Source organism: Spiroplasma endosymbiont of Ammophila pubescens, from assembly GCF_964020965.1.
In the GTDB taxonomy this organism is placed as follows: domain Bacteria; phylum Bacillota_I; class Bacilli_A; order Mycoplasmatales; family Mycoplasmataceae; genus Spiroplasma.
Map to the genome: position 1 here is coordinate 1,450,791 of NZ_OZ026611.1, position 21,056 is coordinate 1,471,846.

Annotated in this window: 19 protein-coding genes and 1 pseudogene; 1 reads left to right on the top strand and 19 read right to left on the bottom strand. The window is 29.2% G+C overall.

Features of this window, described 5'->3' with window-relative positions:
• Positions 1 to 3: 3 nt before the first annotated feature.
• The 6 genes and pseudogenes from uvrA to tpiA all read right to left on the bottom strand — a co-directional run bounded on the left by uvrA (position 4) and on the right by tpiA (position 6,731).
• Positions 4 to 2,841, bottom strand: coding sequence for an excinuclease ABC subunit UvrA (gene uvrA, locus ABNT63_RS09570; RefSeq protein ID WP_348735541.1), 2,838 nt, complete (start codon positions 2,839 to 2,841; stop codon positions 4 to 6).
• 144 nt (positions 2,842 to 2,985) lie between these two features.
• Complete coding sequence (locus tag ABNT63_RS09575) at positions 2,986 to 3,309, bottom strand: hypothetical protein (RefSeq protein ID WP_348735542.1); 324 nt, start codon at positions 3,307 to 3,309, stop codon at positions 2,986 to 2,988.
• A 221-nt stretch (positions 3,310 to 3,530) separates the two neighbouring features.
• Positions 3,531 to 4,007, bottom strand: a complete 477-nt coding sequence (locus tag ABNT63_RS09580; RefSeq protein ID WP_348735543.1) for a hypothetical protein — start codon at positions 4,005 to 4,007, stop codon at positions 3,531 to 3,533.
• A gap of 23 nt (positions 4,008 to 4,030) precedes the next feature.
• A complete protein-coding gene (locus tag ABNT63_RS09585) occupies positions 4,031 to 4,333 on the bottom strand; it encodes a GIY-YIG nuclease family protein (protein ID WP_348737188.1) in 303 nt (100 codons plus the stop codon).
• 4 nt (positions 4,334 to 4,337) lie between these two features.
• Positions 4,338 to 5,870: pseudogene (locus ABNT63_RS09590) on the bottom strand (ABC-F family ATP-binding cassette domain-containing protein).
• A 123-nt stretch (positions 5,871 to 5,993) separates the two neighbouring features.
• The gene (gene tpiA, locus ABNT63_RS09595) at positions 5,994 to 6,731 is read right to left on the bottom strand and encodes a triose-phosphate isomerase (RefSeq protein WP_348735544.1); all 738 of its coding nucleotides are present in this window, start codon (positions 6,729 to 6,731) and stop codon (positions 5,994 to 5,996) included.
• A 110-nt stretch (positions 6,732 to 6,841) separates the two neighbouring features.
• Between tpiA and ABNT63_RS09600 the strand changes: the two genes are divergently transcribed.
• Positions 6,842 to 7,198 (top strand): rhodanese-like domain-containing protein, encoded by a 357-nt coding sequence (locus ABNT63_RS09600; protein WP_348735545.1) that lies wholly within the window; start codon positions 6,842 to 6,844, stop codon positions 7,196 to 7,198.
• On the opposite strand, the gene ABNT63_RS09605 is transcribed toward ABNT63_RS09600, so the two are convergent.
• The 13 genes from ABNT63_RS09605 to ABNT63_RS09665 all read right to left on the bottom strand — a co-directional run bounded on the left by ABNT63_RS09605 (position 7,188) and on the right by ABNT63_RS09665 (position 21,055).
• Complete coding sequence (locus tag ABNT63_RS09605) at positions 7,188 to 8,606, bottom strand: APC family permease (protein ID WP_348735546.1); 1,419 nt, start codon at positions 8,604 to 8,606, stop codon at positions 7,188 to 7,190. The genes ABNT63_RS09600 and ABNT63_RS09605 overlap by 11 nt on opposite strands.
• Positions 8,607 to 8,670: 64 nt before the next feature.
• The gene (gene whiA / locus ABNT63_RS09610) at positions 8,671 to 9,606 is read right to left on the bottom strand and encodes a DNA-binding protein WhiA (RefSeq protein ID WP_348735547.1); all 936 of its coding nucleotides are present in this window, start codon (positions 9,604 to 9,606) and stop codon (positions 8,671 to 8,673) included.
• 64 nt (positions 9,607 to 9,670) lie between these two features.
• On the bottom strand, positions 9,671 to 12,061 hold the full coding sequence (gene secA / locus ABNT63_RS09615) for a preprotein translocase subunit SecA (protein WP_348735548.1): 2,391 nt from the start codon (positions 12,059 to 12,061) through the stop codon (positions 9,671 to 9,673).
• A 127-nt stretch (positions 12,062 to 12,188) separates the two neighbouring features.
• Positions 12,189 to 13,427, bottom strand: coding sequence for a phosphoglycerate kinase (locus ABNT63_RS09620; protein ID WP_348735549.1), 1,239 nt, complete (start codon positions 13,425 to 13,427; stop codon positions 12,189 to 12,191).
• A gap of 63 nt (positions 13,428 to 13,490) precedes the next feature.
• The gene (gene trxB, locus ABNT63_RS09625) at positions 13,491 to 14,432 is read right to left on the bottom strand and encodes a thioredoxin-disulfide reductase (protein WP_348735550.1); all 942 of its coding nucleotides are present in this window, start codon (positions 14,430 to 14,432) and stop codon (positions 13,491 to 13,493) included.
• Positions 14,416 to 15,621 carry a prolipoprotein diacylglyceryl transferase gene (locus tag ABNT63_RS09630; protein ID WP_348735551.1) on the bottom strand — a complete coding sequence of 402 codons (1,206 nt, stop codon included), beginning with the start codon at positions 15,619 to 15,621 and terminating at the stop codon, positions 14,416 to 14,418. The genes trxB and ABNT63_RS09630 overlap by 17 nt, the downstream gene beginning before the upstream one ends.
• A gap of 21 nt (positions 15,622 to 15,642) precedes the next feature.
• Entirely contained in the window at positions 15,643 to 16,566 is a 924-nt protein-coding gene (gene hprK / locus ABNT63_RS09635) for an HPr(Ser) kinase/phosphatase (RefSeq protein ID WP_348735552.1), read from the bottom strand.
• A gap of 39 nt (positions 16,567 to 16,605) precedes the next feature.
• Positions 16,606 to 18,570, bottom strand: coding sequence for an excinuclease ABC subunit UvrB (gene uvrB, locus ABNT63_RS09640; protein WP_348735553.1), 1,965 nt, complete (start codon positions 18,568 to 18,570; stop codon positions 16,606 to 16,608).
• Between the two features lie 97 nt (positions 18,571 to 18,667).
• The gene (locus ABNT63_RS09645; RefSeq protein ID WP_348735555.1) at positions 18,668 to 19,024 is read right to left on the bottom strand and encodes a hypothetical protein; all 357 of its coding nucleotides are present in this window, start codon (positions 19,022 to 19,024) and stop codon (positions 18,668 to 18,670) included.
• A gap of 92 nt (positions 19,025 to 19,116) precedes the next feature.
• Entirely contained in the window at positions 19,117 to 19,344 is a 228-nt protein-coding gene (locus ABNT63_RS09650) for a hypothetical protein (protein WP_348735556.1), read from the bottom strand.
• Positions 19,345 to 19,608: 264 nt separating this feature from the next.
• Positions 19,609 to 19,857 carry a hypothetical protein gene (locus tag ABNT63_RS09655; protein WP_348735557.1) on the bottom strand — a complete coding sequence of 83 codons (249 nt, stop codon included), beginning with the start codon at positions 19,855 to 19,857 and terminating at the stop codon, positions 19,609 to 19,611.
• Positions 19,858 to 19,902: 45 nt separating this feature from the next.
• The gene (locus tag ABNT63_RS09660; protein ID WP_348735558.1) at positions 19,903 to 20,178 is read right to left on the bottom strand and encodes a lipoprotein; all 276 of its coding nucleotides are present in this window, start codon (positions 20,176 to 20,178) and stop codon (positions 19,903 to 19,905) included.
• 13 nt (positions 20,179 to 20,191) lie between these two features.
• Entirely contained in the window at positions 20,192 to 21,055 is an 864-nt protein-coding gene (locus tag ABNT63_RS09665; RefSeq protein ID WP_348735559.1) for a hypothetical protein, read from the bottom strand.
• Position 21,056: the final 1 nt, after the last annotated feature.

The following is a 21,056-nucleotide window of genomic DNA, read 5'->3' on the forward strand; positions in this document are numbered from 1 at the left end:
CTCTTACTTTAATAAAGGTTTTAAATATTGCGCCGTATAACTAGTGCCACTTTTTAAAACAAGTTGTTCTGGTGTTCCTGTTGCAACAATCATGCCACCACCAACGCCACCTTCTGGTCCTAAATCAATAATATAATCAGCCATTTTAATAACATCTAAATTATGTTCAATCGTAATAACAGTATCACCATTATCAACAATTTTATTCAAAACTACTAACAATCTTTTAACATCATCAACATGTAATCCCGTTGTTGGTTCATCTAATAAAAATAAAGTTTTTCCCGTTGTCCGTTTTAACAAGAAGGTTGATAACTTAACTCGTTGGGCTTCTCCACCAGACAATTCTGTTGCTGATTGGCCTAATTTAATATAACCTAACCCAACCTCTTGCATTGTTCCTAACTTCTGACTAATTTTTGGTTGTGCCGCAAAAAAATCACAAGCTTGGTCAACTGTCATTTCTAAAACATCATAAATATTTTTATCTTTGAATTTAACTAATAATGTTTCATCATTATAACGTTTCCCTTCACAAACTTCACAAGAAACATAAACCGTTGGTAGAAAGTGCATTGAAATCTTAATAATTCCATCACCTTGACAATGTTCACAACGTCCACCTGGCACATTAAACGAAAAACGACCCTTCAAATACCCTCGTCCTTTAGCTTCATTTGTATTGGCAAATAAATCACGAATATCATCAAAAACTGATGTATAGGTTGCTGGATTACTCCGTGGTGTTTTCCCAATTGGATCTTGGGAAATATTAATTACTTTATCAATGTTATCAATCCCAACGATTTTATCATGTGCCCCTGGTCGTTCAGTTGCTAACCCTAAATTTTTCTTAATACCCTTTCATAAAATTTCATTCATTAAAGTTGATTTACCACTTCCTGAAGCACCTGTTAAACAAACAAATTTATTTAAAGGAATTGTAACATTAATATTTTTTAAATTGTTTTCTCGTGCTCCTTTAATTTCTAATACTAAGCCATTACCACCACGCCGTTTTTTGGGCACATCAATTGCTAATTCACCAGTTAAATATTTACCAGTAATTGAATTTGGGTTTTGTTGAATATCATCAATACTTCCCGCAGCAACAACTTGCCCCCCATTAATTCCTGCACGTGGACCAATGTCAATAATATAATCACTAGCACGAATCGTATCTTCATCGTGCTCAACAACAATTAAAGTATTTCCTAAATCACGTAAACTTTTTAATGTTTCAATTAATTTATCATTATCTCGTTGGTGTAATCCAATTGAAGGTTCATCGAGAACATATAAAACCCCTGTTAATTGACTGCCAATTTGCGTTGCTAATCGAATTCGTTGAGCTTCTCCACCTGATAATGTTGAAGTATTACGTGATAACGTTAAATAACCTAATCCAACACGACTTAAAAAATCCAAACGATTAACTAATTCATTAATAATTAATCGTGCAATTTCTTGTTGTGATTCTGTTAATTTTAAATTCAAAACTTCTTTTAATTCATCTTCAACAGATAAATCAGTAAATTCAGAAATACTAATATTATTAATCTTAACTGATAAAGGAATTTCATTTAATCGCTTTCCTAAACAAGTTCCACATTTTTTATCTGTCATAAATTGTTTATAATATTCACGTTGTGATTCACTTGATGTTTCCGTATAGCGACGTTCAATTAACTGCCCAATTCCTTCAATATAATCATATCCCCGTATAATGTTCCCACTAGCTGTTTTTAAATTATATTCAATTGGTTCATCACTACCACGAATCAAATATTCTAGCTGCTCTTTTGTCAAATCACTGACGGGTTGTTCTAACACAATATGATAATGATTGGCTAAAACTTTAAACTTTTGCCATTCAATATTTGTTGTATTAACAATATTTTTTAAATAAATAATTGCCCCTTGTAAAATTGATAATGACCGATTAGGTATCAATAAATCTTCATCAACTTCTAATTTTACTCCTAATCCTTTACATTCACTACAAGCTCCTGAGGGTGAATTAAATGAAAATAATCGTGGTTCTAATTCCGGAATAACAAAACCACAAATACTACATGAATAATTAGTTGAAAAAAGCATTTCCTTTTTTTGATCAGCAAAATCAATTTTTACTAATGCATTACCATATTTTAACGCTACTTCAATTGCATCATGAATTCGACTTAATAAATCTGCTGATTCTTTATAAACCAAGCGGTCAATAATAATATCAATCTTTTGTCGTTTATTTTTATCTAATTCAATTTCTTCATCTAAAGTTTTGATTTCATCATTAACCTTGACACGAATAAAACTTTCTTGTTTTAAACGTTCAAATAAATCTTTAAAACTACCTTTCTTATCACGAACTACTGGCGACAAAATCATAAATTTTTCACCTTCTATTAAAAGTTGTTTTAAATTATTTATTATTTCTTTAACTGTTACTGATTTAATAACCCCATGACCATTAATACAATATGGTGTCCCAACGCGAGCATATAATAAACGTAAATAATCATAAATTTCAGTAACTGTTCCAACAGTACTGCGAGGATTATGACTAGTTGTTTTTTGATCAATAGAAATCGCTGGTGACAAACCTTCAATTGCATCAACATCAGGTTTTTCATTTCCACCTAAAAATTGGCGAGCATAACTTGATAGACTTTCAATATAACGGCGTCTTCCTTCTGCATAAATGGTATTAAAAGCTAATGATGATTTTCCACTTCCTGATAAACCAGTAAAAACAACTAATTTATCTTTAGGTACCTTAACATCAATATTCTTTAAATTATTCTCTCGAGCGCCTTTAACAACGATTCAATCTTTTCCCATTCTCTCACCCTCTTAATTAGTTTTTTGTAAATTAGCATCATAAAATAATCTTATTTTTAAAAAAGAAAATTGTAAATTTTTAATATGTACAAATGATTAAATCTAAGTTTAAAAAATCTAACATTAACTGTCAGATTAATAAAATTAGTTAAGTTCTGTCACAATTTGACTTACTTTGGTTTCAACAAAATAAGCATATTCTTTAATTAATTCTTCTTGTCCTTCTAAAAAGAATAAAATTTTCATGATTTTTTCTTTTAGATCTGAAACTTCTTCATCACTACTATAATTTTCAATAAAATAGATTTCAACTAATTGCTCTGCAATTTCTTCATCAGCAACTGATTGTTCATAATAATTATTGTAATTAGCTTCATTTAGAACTTCGCCAATAAAATCACGAAAAAGTTTATCATCATTAATTTTAGTTTTAATTTCTAATAATAATTCCTTTAATTCTGGTTTCATAACTTCCTCCCTTGTTTAAACTACTTATATTGTACTATATAAATTAATTATTTGTTTGAAGAAATAATTTGTTATATTGCTTCAAATATTTAGCACGATGTTCATTAATTGCAAGCAATTACTTACTAAATTAATGTTTCTTTCGTCAAAAATTCATTTTTTTCAATTTCAAATGGTTTTAAAATTAGAATTACAACATTTTGTAATCTTAATACTAATTCTTAATTATCCAATAATTGAATAGCATTAGTTAATATTTTTTCATAATTAAAGCCTGCTAAAGAATCATTTACGGGGCCAATTAGTTTGGCGTTCCTTTTTAAAAGTAATCGTTGTAAACGCTCATATTCATCATCAAAATAATTTCGTTTAATATAAAACTCAACTTCTTTTTCAAAATCATTAGTATTTTTTGACTTTTTGCGACGAAAAATATTACGATGATTACCAGTTGTATATCCTTTAAAAACTAAATTTGATAAATCCGTTGTTAAATCAATATTTTCTTCAACCTTTACTGTTACAATAAACAAAACTCGTACGACATAACCAATAAAAATTTGATTACTTTTGTCATTAAAATCATAATATTTTAAAATATCTAAGCAAGTAATAATATCATTACGCAGTGATTCTGTTTGATAACGATGATATAGTTTAGTTAATTCATCAACTAAAACTTTAATATTACTATCCATCCTACCCCCGCTTCATGCTCCTATTATGATTTTACCATATCTGATGAAATTACAAATGGTAAATTAATATTATGTTCTTGCAAAAAGATAATTTTTTCTAACCGTGATAATTGCTTAAAAGCGGCTTCACGTTGCATTGCTGTAGAACGAGTTGCATATTCTTCACTATAAATTATTTTGACTGGTCGTCGTTTTGCTAAAGCGGTATATTTTGCCCCAATGCCCATATTATGTTCTTTTTCGCGCCGTCTTAAATCAACCGTATAACCAGCATAGAGTGTTTCATCAGCACAGAATAAGACATAAAAATAATGTTTTTGCATCATATTGCTAAACCATCGTTTCAAAATCAAGCACTTTGTCAGCTCAATTAACATTAAAATTAATATCATGCGTTGTAATTAGAACTGTTCCATCAAAGGCTTGAATTGCTTCTAACAATGATTCTTTGGCCAAAACATCAATATGGTTCGTTGGTTCATCTAAAATTAGTAAACTACATGGTTGTAAAGATAATGCCGATAACCGAACCTTTGTTTGTTCACCACCCGACAAATTTGTCATCTGATTTTGCATTAAAGTACTTTTAACGCCAAAGTTGGCTAAAATACTTCGAATTCTCCCTTCTTCCAAGTCTGGATATAAGTTTTTTAAATATTCAATTGGTGTCATATCCATTAATTGTTCAATTTGATGAAAATACGCAATAACTACTCCATTACCAATTTTTAATGTTCCACCTAACTTAGGAATATTTCCTGCTAAAGTATTTAGAAAGGTTGTTTTTCCAATTCCATTATATCCTCGCACAATACATTTTTCACCATCACGAATATCAAATGTTAATTGCTTAATTAAAGGAAACTGATATCCTATTGCTAATTGCTCTGCACTAATAATAGTCGTACTAGCTGGTATCTTATATTTAAAAACAAATTTTGGTTTTGTTAATTCATGCCGTTTATCCATTACCTCAATTTTATCAATTTGTTTTTGTCGTGACTGGGCGCTTCTTGCTGTTGAAGCACGCGCCTTATTTTTTGCGACATAAGTTTCCAATTTTTTAATTAGACGTTCTTGACCTTTTTGTACTTTATCATATTGTTCATTTTTTAATTAACTTAATGCTAAATATTGTTGATAATTACCAACATAGCGATTAATGCTTGAGTTTTCAATAGCATAAATCACTTTTGCTACTTTATTAATAAAATCAATATCATGAGAAACAACTAGAAACGCTTTTTCATAATTTTGTAAAAATTTGGCTAATCATTCAACTTGTTCTAAATCTAAAAAGTTAGTTGGTTCATCTAATAACAAAAAATCATTTTCTGATAATAATAACTTTGCTAGGATAACTTTTCCTCGTTGACCACCCGATAATTCGGATAATTTAACATTAAATTTTTCTGGATCAATTCCTAAACCATCAACTAAACTACGAATTTCCTTATCAATTGTTTCAAAACCATTTTGATCTAAGTGTTCTTGTAATTTTAGTGCTTTGACAAGTTCATCTTCATCATAATTAAGACTCATTTTTTCATAAATTGCATGAATTTTTTCCTCAATTTCAAATAAATGTTGATATGTTAATTTTAAAAATTGATCAACTGTTAATGTTCCATCTAACTCTTGGTGTTGGTGTAGATAACCAATTTTTACCCTTGGATGCAACTCAATATCTGCTTCATCAGGAGTAAGTTTTCCATAAATAATACTTAATAATGTTGTTTTCCCTGTTCCATTTGCTCCAATTAAAACTAAATGTTCACCTTTATTAATTCGAATTGCTGAATTTTTATATAAAACTTTCCCACCGTTAGCATGACTTAAATTTTCAATATTAATTAAACTAATTTTAACCTCAATCCTTTATTCCAAGATATAATTATATCTTATTTTAAGAAAAATAAAAAGAAGTTAAATCTATCAAAGTTAACTTCTGAAAATAAAATCTTATTTATTATTTTTTATTATTAATTATTTTACTAACCCTAAAAAAGTTTTTGGTTCTAAACTAGCACCGCCAACCAAAGCACCATCAATATCTGGTTGAGCTAATAATTCTTGAATATTTTCCGGTTTAACACTACCTCCATATTGAATTCGTATCATATTTGCTACTACTTCATCATAAAGATTAGCAATTTTTGCTCGGATTATTGCACAAACATTTTGTGCAATCTCAGCTGTTGCTGTTTTCCCTGTTCCAATTGCTCAAATTGGTTCATAAGCAATAACAATTGTTTTTGCATCTTCAAAATCAATACCTTGTAATGCTTTTTCAATTTGTGTTTCAACAATTTGCTGTGTTTCATTGTTTTCATATTGTTGTAATGTTTCACCACAGCAAATAATCGGCACCATCCCTTTTGCTAAGATTTTTTTTGCTTTTAAGTTTACTGTTTTATTTGTCTCATTAAACATTTCACGACGTTCTGAGTGTCCAATAATAACATGCGTAATCTTTAAAACTTGCAACATTTCAACTGAAATTTCACCAGTAAAAGCCCCAAAATCTTCATAATGACAATTTTGAGCCGCAATAATTAAATGATACGCATGTTGTTTTGCCACTGCTAAATTAACAAATGGTACTGCAATACCAGCTTCAAGTTTTAAATCATGACATACATTATCAACTTGTTTTAAAAAGTCAATTGTTTCATACGTTGCTTTATGCATTTTTCAATTTCCAATAATAATTGGTTTTCGCATTCTTCTCCCTCGTTTCTATCTAACATTTTAATTATATACTTAAATTTTAATGATTTCTTAATAAAATATTAACTTTCTTAATGTTATAATGTTTTCATAGAGGTGAAAAGATGTTTTTATCAGCATTTGAAATGAAATACAATACTAAATCAATTAAAAGACTACCAAAAATTAATAATTCAGATAAATGGTTAATTATTGATATTCGTCCAAAAGAAGAATGAATTGAAAGTCATATTATTAATAGTATTAATATTCCTCATCATCTTTTTCGTTTAATTTATTCAAAAAAAGTAACTAAAAATAAAAAAATTCTTTTTGTTTCAAGTGCTGACCATTCTCATTTAGATTTATACCGTTTATTAAAAAAACATAATTTTAAAGTTTATATTCTTCTTGGTGGATGAAAAAAAGTTCATCAAACTGATGAACTTGATAAAATTATTACTTATAATCCTATTGATTAACATTATTAATCAATGGGGTTTTTATTTTTACTTCACCAGCAGGTGGTGTTGCTTTATGCCATAATAATAATTCATTAATACCTCATATTACTAATGTTCCCCCAATAATAATTAATAAACTATATAAAGTTTTATGATTACTACTATAAGCAAAGAAATTATACATAATATAATCTATTGAACCTATTAGCAAGAAAAGAGAAAAACCACCATAATAATACATTCCTTTTACTTTTGCTACTTCTACTCGCTTTGTATAACGATTAACACAAACAGCAATAATTAAACTAATATAACATAGAAAAGCAGTAAAACTAACGGCATTAGAAGAAAGATCTAATAAATACATTGGATCACCTATAACGCCAAGACTAAGTCCCATTAATATTAAATTGAAACAAACAGTAATTGCCATTTGAATCAAACCAATTTGTTGATAACTTAATTCTTTCTTTCCAATATAAACAAGATTTTCTTCTTGCACTGTATGTCCAAATGAAGGAGCTACAAAGGTTAAACCATTAATACTCATTAATGCTGTTAACATAATAAATCACATTAAGACTTTTGCAATTGGACCACCAAGGAGATTTTTAAATAAAGTAAAAACACTACCATCATTTGTTCCTAAAAATAAAGAAATAACTTCTAAAATATAAAAAATAGTAATAAATAACATTGCAGCAAATAATGCTTTTGGAACAACATTTTTGTTAGAAACTTCTTTTTGTAATCCTGCAGCATAAATAAAACCATCAAATGAAAATAATACTGGTAAAATCCCCATAAAGAAGTTACCAAACTTTAATTCCCTATATTTATCAAAAACATTATTTTCAATTGGAGCAACAAAGCCTATAACTAGACTAACTAGTAAAGGAATAAATTTAATAAATGTTCCAATTGTTTGAACTCATTTACCAACATTTCGGAAAAAAATATTTATTAAGTAAAATAAAATTAAAATAACAAGGCCAATAGCAATCGCAATTATATGTTGTGTTTCCTTACTAATGCTTTGCACTTCTAGTGCATCAAACATTGCATTAATACTAAAAATTGGGAAAAGACCCAATAAAATTGGGAAATAAAAAAAGATATAAAATAATGCTATTAAACTACCAACTTGCCGACCAATTAAAATATTAGCCCATGATGGTAATGTCCCATGTCCACTTTTAGTTTTTACTGATGTAACTTCAATAAAGACCATAATCATTGCCATTCCTAAAATTCCAACTAAAATCCATAATCCAATTGATAAATAAGGATTTTGAGTAAAATATAAAAGATGTCCTTCTGAAGTATCATTTTTTAAATAAATTCCAATTCCAATTGTAATTCCAACCGCTGTTGAAAAAACAGTTAAAAATTCAAAAAATTTAACGTGCTTTTTAGGCTTTCCCATTAGTTTTTCCTCCATTTTTAATGACCTATTTTAATAAAAAATAATAAATGAATTATAACATAAATTATTTTATATTTTCATAATATTTTTTCTTAATTTCACGAAATAAGTGGTTTACTCCCGATTTTGAAATTTCAATACTAGTTTCATTTTCTAATAATGCTGACAAATCTTGCAACGATGCATCGGGATAAGCAATTCGTAATAAAGCTACTTTTTTGGTATTTTCATTTAGTTCATCAAACAAATCATGTTCAAGTAAATAATTAATCATTGCAACTTGTTCTTCCCCAGCTTTAATTGCTTTTTGTTGATTTGAAATTTCAATATTATTTAAACGATTAATACTATTAACCATATCCCTTGAAATACGAGTATTTTCAAAAGCAAGGACACTATTAATTGCATCAATTAATTTTAAGAAATCTGAAACTAAAATTGATTTTTTTAAATAACAAACATAACGATCATGACGGACAATTATCTTAAATGAAAAATGAAATTTATGCAATAATTTTTGAAAATATTGTGCTGAAACTTCATCATTAAACTGAACTTCTAAATGATAATTACTTGTTTCTGGTGAATTAACACTACCACAAGCAACAAAAATGCCTGCAATATAAGCACGTTGTTGTCGTTCATTTCATTCTGATGGGATGGCAACAATTTTTTGATTAGTTTCTGCATCAAAAATTTGTAGGTCTTTTAATATTTCAGTAGCTCGTTCTTTAATTCGTAAACTGAATGTTTTGCTATTTTTTAATTTTGTACCTTGAACAATAATGATGTCAATTTTAACTTGATATAAATTTTTTAAAAACGTATAAATTGTTCGAATAATTAGATTACTAATTGAGGTTACTTCAAAGTTAAAAAAATGATTACTAATATTTAATGTCATATTATATTTAACAAAACCAGTTAAAAAAGCTTTCTGACACATTTGGTCAAATTCTTTTCTAACAATTTCCTCTTTTACTTCCAACGCAAAGCTCATATTTATCCCTCATTCTAATTTAATAATACAGAAAAACCACTACTTTAGCATAGTGGTTTATTAATTACCCTTTTTGTTTAAATTCTCGAATTTCTTGTTCTGAATCATGAAACGATTCAGCTTGAATATCACCATCAATTTTGCGAATAACAACATTTGCTAATTTAATTACAACTTCATGTGCAATTGATAATTGCATATGCTCAAATAATTTTGCAGCTTCTTCAACATAAGCGTGTAATGGATTTGTTTGAGCATAACTTCGTAAGTAAATTCCACTTCGTAATTTACTTGCTTGATCAATATGTTTTGTTCAATAATCATCAAACGAAGTAATAATTGCACTTCGTTCAATTTGATTAATAACATCAGCAGGAACATCTTCTGTTCGCGCTAAATAAAATTCATTCATTTTTGTTGCCACATATTTCGCAACTTCTTCTCGCTTCATTTTTTCCATGGCTGCTTTATCTAACACATTAGCTGCAACAACTTTATCACTAATCCCCTTAATTAAGTCATCATAATGAATAAATCATTCCCCATGCGATTTATTACCAAACATTTTGGTTAAATCATAAGCTGCCGAATATTGCATTTTTTTAATGATTGGTTTTAAATCAGTTGCTGTTAAAATTTGATCACGTCGTGCATACATTGCTTCACGATGTTGTGCTAAAACATTATCATAATCTAAAATATGTTTTCGTTGATCAAAATTCATTCCCTCAACTTTTTTTTGTGCATTAGAAATTGCTCTTGTTAACATTCGTGATTGAATAAAATCCGAACCTAACCGAGCAAAAATTCGACGTAGGCGATCCCCACCAAAACGCATCATTAATTCATCATCCATAGCAACATAAAACCGTGAAAAACCAGGATCTCCTTGTCGTCCTGCTCGCCCTCGTAACTGGTTATCAATTCGACGTGCTTCGTTTCGTTCAACCCCAAAAACAGTTAATCCTCCAATTTCTTTAACACCATCACCTAACTTAATGTCTGTTCCCCGACCAGCCATATTTGTTGCTAAAGTAATGGCTCCTTTTTCACCAGCTTTTGCAATAATGTCTGCTTCACGCTCATGATTTTTCGCATTTAACATTTCAAATTTTAAGTTAGCATTTCGTAAATAATGCGACACAATTTCTGATGAATCAACTGAAGTTGTTCCAATTAAAATTGGTTGTCCCTTTTCATGCAAGGCAATAATTTCTTTCATCATTGCTTGCATTTTTGCATCACGATTTGCAAACATATAATCAGCTTCATCACGACGAATTAATGAGTGATTAGTTGGAACTTGAATTACACGCATATTATAAATTTTAATAAATTCTTCTTCCTCTGTTTTTGCAGTACCAGTCATCCCACTTAATTTATTATATAATCGGAAAAAGTTTTGGTAAGTAATTGTTGCCATTGTCACTGTTTCTTCTTCAATATCAACACGTTCCTTTGCTTGTAATGATTGTTGCAAACCATCACTATAAGCACGTCCCGGCATTAAACGGCCAGTAAACTGATCAATTAAAATAATTTCATTATTTTGAACAACATATTCAACACCATTTTTAAAAACAAAATTAGCTTTTAAAGCATTTAGGATTAAATGGTATAATTCAGTATTTTTAATATCAAATAAAGAATTAATTGAAAAGATTTTTTCTGCTTTAGTAATTCCTTCTGGAGTTAAATAAACTTGTTTTGTTTCTAAATCAATTTCAAGATCATTCTCTCGTGATAATGATTTTGCAAAATGATCAGCTGCTTGATATTGCGGTGTTCGGTTTTGACGTCCCCCCGAAATAATTAATGGTGTTCTTGATTCATCAATTAAAATTGAGTCAGCCTCATCAATAATGGCATAATTTAATCCTCGTTGGACTTTCTCACTGTAAACTTTTACCATATTATCTCGTAAATAGTCAAATCCTAATTCAGCATTAGTAGTATAAGTAATATCACAACTATATGCTTCTCTTTTTGCATCTTTAGTGATATCACGAGAATTTAAACCAACTGTTAAACCTAAAAAACTAAAAACTTGACCATTAATTTCTGAATCCCGTCTTGATAAATATTCATTAACAGTAATAACATGAACACCCTTACCAGTTAAACCATTCAAATATGTTGGCATTAAAGCAGTTAAAGTTTTTCCTTCACCTGTTTTCATTTCAGCCACATCACCTTCATGAAGAACAATGCCCCCAATTAATTGGACACGATAAGCATGTAATCCTAAAATTCGACGAGCTGCTTCACGGGCAACAGCAAATGCTTCAACTAAAATATCATTTAATGTAGCACCTTCTACTAACTTCGTTTTAAATTCATTTGTCTTTTCTTTTAATACATCATCAGACAGTGCTCGCATTGTTTCATCTAATGCCATAATTTTATCTGCTATTTTCCCATGTTTTTTTACAATTTTACGATCGCTAACTGCCATTCAACTATCTCCTCTATTCTATATAATATAATTATAAACATTCAAATTTATTCTATCATAAAAAACAATAGTTGGCATAATTATTCCATTTTGACAAAATAAAACGACATTTTGTCGTTTTATTATATTATTTATTTTGAACAGCTTCAATACCAGGCAGTGGTTTCCCTTCCATATATTCTAAACTAGCACCACCACCAGTTGAAATATGCGTAAATTTATCTTTATATCCTAATTGAATTGCCGCTGCAGCTGAATCGCCTCCTCCAATTAAAGTAAAGGCTCCTTTTAATTCAGCAATTGCTTCACAAACAGCTTTTGTTCCAATACTATAATTTTTAAATTCAAAAACTCCCATTGGTCCATTTCAAGCAATCGTTTTTGCATCCGCTAATTCTTTTTTAAATAATTCAATTGTTTTGGGACCAATATCTAACCCCATATAACCATCATTAATATCCAAACCTGTTGTAACTTTTGCTGGTACATCAGCAAATTCAGGTGCTTCTAATGCATCAATTGGTAAAATAATTTTTCCTTTTCCTTTTGCTAAAAAGGTTTTAGCAATTTCAACTTTATCAACTTCTAATAATGAATTTCCAATTTTGTGACCTTGAGCAGCAAAAAAAGTATATGCCATTCCACCACCAATTAAAATCTTATCTGCTTTTGTTAATAAATGTTCAATTACCCCAATTTTATCAGAAACCTTTGCGCCACCAATAATAGCAACAAATGGTTTAACTGGATTGTCTACTCCTTGTGACAACATTTTTACTTCTTTTTTCACTAAAAATCCTAAACATGATTCAGCAATATTTTCTGCAATCCCAACATTTGAAGCATGAGCACGATGCGCAGTTCCAAATGCATCATTAACAAAAACATCACCCAAACTTGCTCAATATTTCCCTAAAGCAGGATCATTTTTGCTTTCTCGTTTTGCAGTTGCTTTACCATCACTATCAACACTAATTTGACCATTACTATTAATAATATCAGCAAAGCGTGTATTTTGAAATAAAATTACATCTTGATTATGCATTTCATCAATAGCTTCTTCCAATTGTTTTCCTTCAAAAGCATTAATAAACTTAAATGGTTGTCCTAATTTTTGTTCTAATACCTTTGCCACTGGCGCCATATCACGTTTTTCTAAATCATCAGCTGTTTTAACTTTCCCTAAATGAGAAAATAAAATTACTTTTGCTTCTTGTGCTAATAAATATTTAATTGTGAGTAAAGCTGCAGTAATCCGATTATCATCAGTAACTTGCCCATCCTTCATTGGAACATTAAAATCAACACGGACTAAAACTTTTTTTCCTTTAACTTGAACATCTTTTAATTCTTTTTTGTTTGTCATAAATCCTTCTCACTTTCTTTTTCATCTTTATCCAATATATATCTTACCGCAAAAAATACCTTTTTAATGACAACTATTAAGGTATTCTAAGGCAAATTGCGCTGCTTTTGCTCCATCACTAATCGCAGTTGCAATTTGTCGTAATGTTGTATTTGTCACATCACCAGCGGCATATAATCCTGGCAATGCTGTTAAACATTTATTATTAACAATAAAATAGCCTTCTTCATTTAAAACTCCTAAGTTTTTTGCAAAATCACTAATTGGAATCGCCCCAATATATGGGAAAATAGCACTAACTGGTAAATTATCAATTTTACCTGTTTTCACATTTTTAATAACAACTGTTGTCACCCGTTTTTCGGTCACATCCTTAATTTCAGTTACTATTGTATCAACAATAAAATTAATTTTAGGATGTGCTTTTACTTTATTCACAATATTATTATCAGCACGAAATTCATCACGACGATGAATTAGATAAACTTTATTAACAAAGCGCGCTAAATAAAGAGCTTCTTCAAGAGCAGCATAGCCTCCCCCAACAACAACTACATCTTTTTCTTTATATAAAGCGCCATCACAAACTGCACAATATGAAACTCCATGTCCTTCCAATTCTAATTCATCAGGCACTCCTAATTTACGTTCAACTGTTCCGGTTGCAACAATAACTGCTTTTGCTAATAAGATTTTTTTTGAAAATAACTCTAATTTAAACAAATTATCTTGTCTTATAATATTTGTCACACGATCAGCAATATATGGGATTTTTAATTTTTGGGTTTGTTCAAACATTTTCATGGCTAATTCATAGCCTTGAATATTATCAAAACCAGGATAATTTTCAATTTCACTTGTCTTTGTTACCTTTCCTCCTGGTGCTCCTTTTTCAATCATTGCAATATTTGCCATTGCTCGTGCAGCATAAATTCCTGCTGTCATCCCACCAGGACCAGCTCCAATAATTAAAATATCATATATTTCATTAGTATTGTTTTTCATATAATCATCCGTCTTTTCTTCATTTTATAACAGCTATCCATTGGGCAAATAATATTAAAATAATACCAATTAAAATCATTAAACTAAGAATAACATAATTCAATGTTCGCATATTTTTTAAAAATAAATAATGATCATCTCTTTGTGTTTCTAAAATAATCCGAATGAAATTATAACCAGCAATATACATCCCAGTTTTAATTCCACAACGGAAAATTTTTAAACGATGAGGGTTTTCTATTTTTTCTAATTCTCGGACATCAGCTGTAAAAATTTGTTTTAATCGTGCACCACAATATTTCCAATGTGCTTTCATCACTTGTTTTTTTGTCATCTTATGTTTATTTTTAAAATAAACTTTTTTCAAATTTACTTGTTGTGATAAATTATTAACAACCATAGGATCGGGTTTGATATCATAGTATCATTTTGCTCAAAAACCTTTTCACGATAACTGCATAAAATCAGGTTCTTCTTTTTTAAACCTTCAATAATAACTATAACGAAATATTAATGGTAATGCAATCACAATTAAGAATCATAATAAAATATTAGCCAATGATTCATATAGAAAAATTGGTTGAAAATATTGCACATTATTAAAATCAGTTGGGTCAACAGGGTTTCCGTTAATCCCAATTGCCTCTGTTGGATGAAAATTATTTGGTACCGGAGTTGGGACATATCATTTAAATAAATTATCACGAATAAAACTTGGCAATCACATTAATTGTTCGCGTGCAATTGGTTCTCCTAATAATTCATGATTAAAAAAATTACCTCATCGCCCAATTGCTTGTGCTAACAAAATATTTGGAACAATTAAATCAGCATATACTCATAACGAAATATTATGTTTTCGTGATTCAAAACCAAATCAAATTCAGCCGGCAATTAAACCAAAAATTAGCCCCCCATGAATACTCATTCCTGGTTCTCAGAAAGCAAATAATGTAAAAAAGAAAATTGGATTTTTAACATCAAATTTACCAAAAAAACTAGCCCCTAATAAAGCAATCGGTGTAATCACAAAAATTCCTCAGTAAAATCCTTGCGTTGGAATATCACGTTTGCGAAAATTAATTCATGATAAAATAATGGTAATTGCAAAACCACAAAAAATTAAAAATCAATAAGGACGAAATCAATTTCCATAAGTATCGTGGACAATTCATGTTGCTAAATTCACGTTATAAACTCCTTCTCAATTCTATTTTGAATATTCTTTAAAACGATCTTGTAAAATTTGCATCGAAGAAATTCCCGCTTCATCTAATTTTAATTTTGAAACTGCTGTCTCAACTAATTCACTAACATTACGCCCATATGTAACTGGAATTGTTACAATTGGTACCTTTGTATCTAAAATTTTAATATGTTTATACTTAGATCCTAATCGGTCAATTGATTTATAATGTTCATCATCTAAATGAATTAATTCAATTACTAAATCAATTTTTGATTCATCTAATAACACTTGCAAACCATAAATTTTACTTAAATCTAAGATTCCTAAACCACGGACTTCAATTAAATTTTTTAACATTTCATGTGATTGCCCATATAATCTATTATTTCGTTGCTGAATAATAATCCGATCATCACCAACAAACAAATGATTTTTTTTAATTAATTCTAATGTCATTTCTGATTTTCCAATTCCTGATTTTCCTTTTAATAAAATTCCTTTCCCAAAAACATTAATTAATGATGCATGTTCTTCTGTTACTGGTGCGAAATGTTCATCAAAAAATTCTAATACCATTTGATATAAACGACTTGTTGTAATATTGCTTGCACGAACAACTGGACAACTATGTTTTTCCGCAATTTCTAATAATAATTTATCAGTAAATTTTTCCGTTAAAATAATCATTGGAATATTTTCATTTAAAATATACTTATAGCGCTCTCTTCTTTCTTTTTCACTTAAGGTATTCACAAATAATTGCTCTTTATTTGATAACAAAACTACCCGACGATTACTATTATTTTTTTCAAAATCAAAGCCAGCTAATTCTAATCCTGGTCGATTAAGACCATAAATTTTAATAGGTCGTTTAAGACCTTCCCTTCCAGCTAACACCTCGTAGTCAAATTTATCAACAATATCTTTTACAATAAACTTTGTCATTCCCAGTTCCTCCCTGTAAATTAATACTATCACAAATCATTATTCTGCTTCAATTTCAATAATAATATCGCGTAATTCTGCAGCTCGTTCAAAATCAAGTTTTTTACTTGCCTCATACATTTCTTTTCGTAAATCTTGTAGTAATCCTTTTTTAACTGTTTTATAATCTTTTGATTTTTTATTTTTAATGTTATGTAATTTATCATTTTGACGTTTAATATTAGTATAATTACGAATATTCTTAATAATTGTTGTTGGAGTAATATGATATTTCAAATTATATGCCTCTTGAATTTGCCGATGGCGAGCAGTTTCTCGCATTGCTTTTTGCATTGATTCAGAAACACTATCAGCATATAAAATAACATGCCCAGCTGCATTCCTTGCAGCACGACCAATTGTTTGAATTAAACTTCGTTCATTTCGTAAAAATCCTTGCTTATCAGCATCAAGAATACAAATTAATGATACTTCTGGAATATCAATTCCTTCACGAATTAAGTTAACACCAATAATACAATCATAAACTCCTTTTCGTAAATCCAATAAGATTTGACTACGTTCTAAAGTTTTTAATTCACTATGTAAATATGCAACTTTAACATTTTGTTCTTGTAAGTAACTTGTTAAATCTTCTGACATCCGAATTGTTAAAGTAGTAATAAAAACACGTTCATTTTTTTTCCGACGAATTTTTACTTGTTCAATAATATCATCAATTTGTCCTACTGTTGATTTTACTTCTACGGTTGGATCTAATAATCCCGTTGGACGAATAATTTGTTCAACCACTTCATTATTTACTAAACCTAATTCATAATCACCCGGAGTTGCTGAAACATAAATAACATTTTTTAATTTTTGATTAAATTCATCAAAATTTAAGGGACGATTATCTAATGCACTTTTTAAACGAAAACCATAATTTACTAAGGTTTCTTTTCGACTTCGATCTGTATTATACATTGCTCGAATTTGCGGCAATGACATATGTGATTCATCAATAATAGTTAAAAAATCTTGGCCAAAAAAATCAATCAAAGTATACGGCGCTTCACCTTCTTCTCGTAAATCTAAATGTCGTGAATAGTTTTCAATTCCAGAACATATTCCATTTTCACGAAGTAAATCTAAATCATATTCAGTTCGTTGTTTTAAACGTTGTAATTCAACAATTTTTCCAGCTGCTTCTAATTCAGCTAAGCGAACTTTTAATTCTGCTTCAATTCGTTTAATTGCTTCAGCTAAACGTTCTGGAGAAGTAATATAATCTTGCGCTGGAAAAATTGTTAATGTTGATAACCGCTGTGTAACATTACCAGTAATTCCATCAATATAAGCTAAATCATCAATTTCATCTTCAAACAAATCAATGCGAATAAAAGTTTTAACATTTCACCCTGGAACAATTTTAATTACATCACCTTTAGCACTAAAACTACCTGGAATCAATTCAATATCATTACGAACATATCCTGATGATACTAAAAAATTGGCTAAATCTTTTTTACTAATTTTTTGATTACGATTAATTTGCAAAAAAGATTTTTTATATTCATTTGGATCTTGTGCTCCATAAATTGCAGCAACAGAAGCCACGACAATAACATCTTTACGAGTTGTTAAAGCATTAAAAGCACTTAACCGCATCATGTCTAACTCCATATTTTGGCGAGAATCTTTATTAATGTATAAATCTTTTCCTGGCAAATAAGCTTCCGGTTGATAAAAATCAAAGTTTGAAACAAAATACTCAACACGATTTTCTGGAAACATTTCTTTTAACTCAACATATAATTGCATTGCTAATGTTTTATTATGTGCCATCACCAATGTTGGTTTTTGATAATTTTCAATAACATTTGCCATTGTAAATGTTTTTCCAGTTCCCGTTGCTCCTAATAAAACTTGATGTTTTTTATTTACTAATAAATTGGTAGTTAATTTTTCAATTGCCAGGGGTTGATCACCTGCTGGCAAATAATTTGATGTTAATTTAAACACTATTTCACTACTCCTTTATAATTTTGCTTTTCTATAATTATATCAATTTTCCTTATAATTACTTTAAAAATAAAAAAGTAAAAGGAATTTTACTTTTTTAGCCATTAGTAATATTAACAACAGGAATATCAACACCAGCTCAATAAAAATCAATTGTTTTATTGGTTGTAAATTGCATTACTTGCACTTTCATTTCATAACTACCCGTTACTTTTCCCCCATCTGGTGTAATTGTTACAATATATTCTCCCTTTACTAACTCAGCACCAGTTGCTCCCGTTGGTTTCTGTTTAATTTCTGTATTTAAAGAAACTCCAGCACGGTATTCTTTTGGCAATCATTCCATAACAGCTGTTTGAACACTTTTTACTAAATCTTCTTCTTTAAAATTATTATTTAAAAATGAAGGAGCTGGAATTTTATTTGCAAACTTTGTTAAATCTAAATCAAACATTGGTTCATCAACAACCTTAACTGTAATTTAAATTTTTTTAGTAACACTTGTTGCTTTTTCTGGTGCTGAAATAATAACATTATATGCTTGTTCTAATAGTTTTTTTGTATCATCAGTTTCTTTTTCAACTTTATATTCAATTTCATCTTTTTTTTAACTGCTGGTGCTAATTTTCCTTCAACATACTGTTGAACAGCTTTTTTTAAATCACCCACAGTATTATTAATCGTTAAATTACTCTTAAATCCTTTTGTTGAAATAGTTGCTAAATCAAATTTAAATTTACTTTGATCAACAACATTAATACTAAAATTACCCATTCCTTAGATGGTCTTTTCATTAGCTTTTGCTGTTAAGGTAAGTTCATAATTTCCAACCACTAATTTTCCGCCTGTAGTACTACCAGCTGGCATTGTTTTTACCTCTAATTCAATTTCATCAGGATTTACTTTAATATTACTTTCTTTATCTAATTCAGCAATAATAACATCTTTAATATTAGATTCACTTTCATTGGTTGTGAAATAATCCTTTTTTAATATGGTAAAATCAACTGCCCCTAAATCTGATAAAACTGAATAACCCTATTGATGAATTTTTGCTTTACCATTGATTTGATAATAACCCTTTAATGTTTGCTTTGCTTCTGCACTAACTTTTGCTTTATTAACCATTGCAGTATTAATAAATTCTGCTGATGGTAATAAATTTTGGGATGTTTGAAACAATGTTCCATCAGCAGCCGACATTATACGGACAACTACTCCATTAATACTCGTTGGTTTATCTTTTTCATTTCCCAACAAAGTAACACTATAAACTGCAACCGCCAAAGAATTAACTGCGGCTGTCCCTTGGTCATAATTTGTTCATGGATTTTATAACTCTAACGATGGATAACGCATTCATTGATTTTGTGAAATGTTTTGATAATTATAATAAAACTTATTTTCTGCCACTGAATCGCCTTTCATATATAAAACGTTATACATTAAAAAATTATTAACTGCATTAATTACGGCTGGAGCAGCTGTTTTGGCAACTTGATTATTACCAGGAAAATCATCAAATGGATTAGTTTGACAACCAATAACATTAATTCCAATTGCTGATGATAAAGAAAATGTTGTTAATAATGATAATAATTTTTTCATTTTCTATACCTCCTTAATCAATTGTATTTCGTTCCATTTTTTTAATTTGTCTTTTACTTAGTTTTGTGTAAGAATACTTTTCACTAATGTTAGTAAACAAGATTTCTTGAACTTTTTCTTTAATATCTTTCTTCTGATCTTTTGTTAAAATTAATAAAACACTTCTTTTATGCGCATATTCTGATGTAGAACTAACTTTGGCCATCGCTTTATAAATCACACTCATTCGACGAATACCATAATGAGCTCGCAAGAAACGAATATGTAAAGTGATTAATGTTATTGCAATCATAACAATCGCCATTGCGAGTAACACTAAACAGTTCTTAATAATATCTGCTTGATAATATCATAGTTGTCCTGCTCCAGAAGCAATTCCATAAATAATATTGCCCATATTATGCATTGCATAAGTAAACGGCATAATGTTTGATAATGTATTATAGAATGGATTTGACATAAAAGCTGGGAATAAAATTCAGCCACAAGCAAAGTTAAACATTAAAACAACCATATTTAACACTCGTGATGATACTTCACCTGAAATTGCTAATCAAATTCCGCCAACAATAAAAGTAAAGATAAAGCCAACATATAAAGCAAATAAATATAATAATCAAAATGCTGAACCTAATTGTCAAAACCCAATTGGTAATAACATTAGTAATAAAATTGAAACTTGAATAAACATATTAACTTGCAAAATTAACATTTTGCATAAATAATGTTGATAAAATCTCGTGTTTGGTATTCGTGATCGGCGATTATAAATAATTGTTGATGCAAAAATTCCAATAAAAGTAGTAACTAAAATAAATGCCTCTCCCAAACCAATTCCATATTGACTATATTGTTTTCCAATTAAAGTGTATGGCATT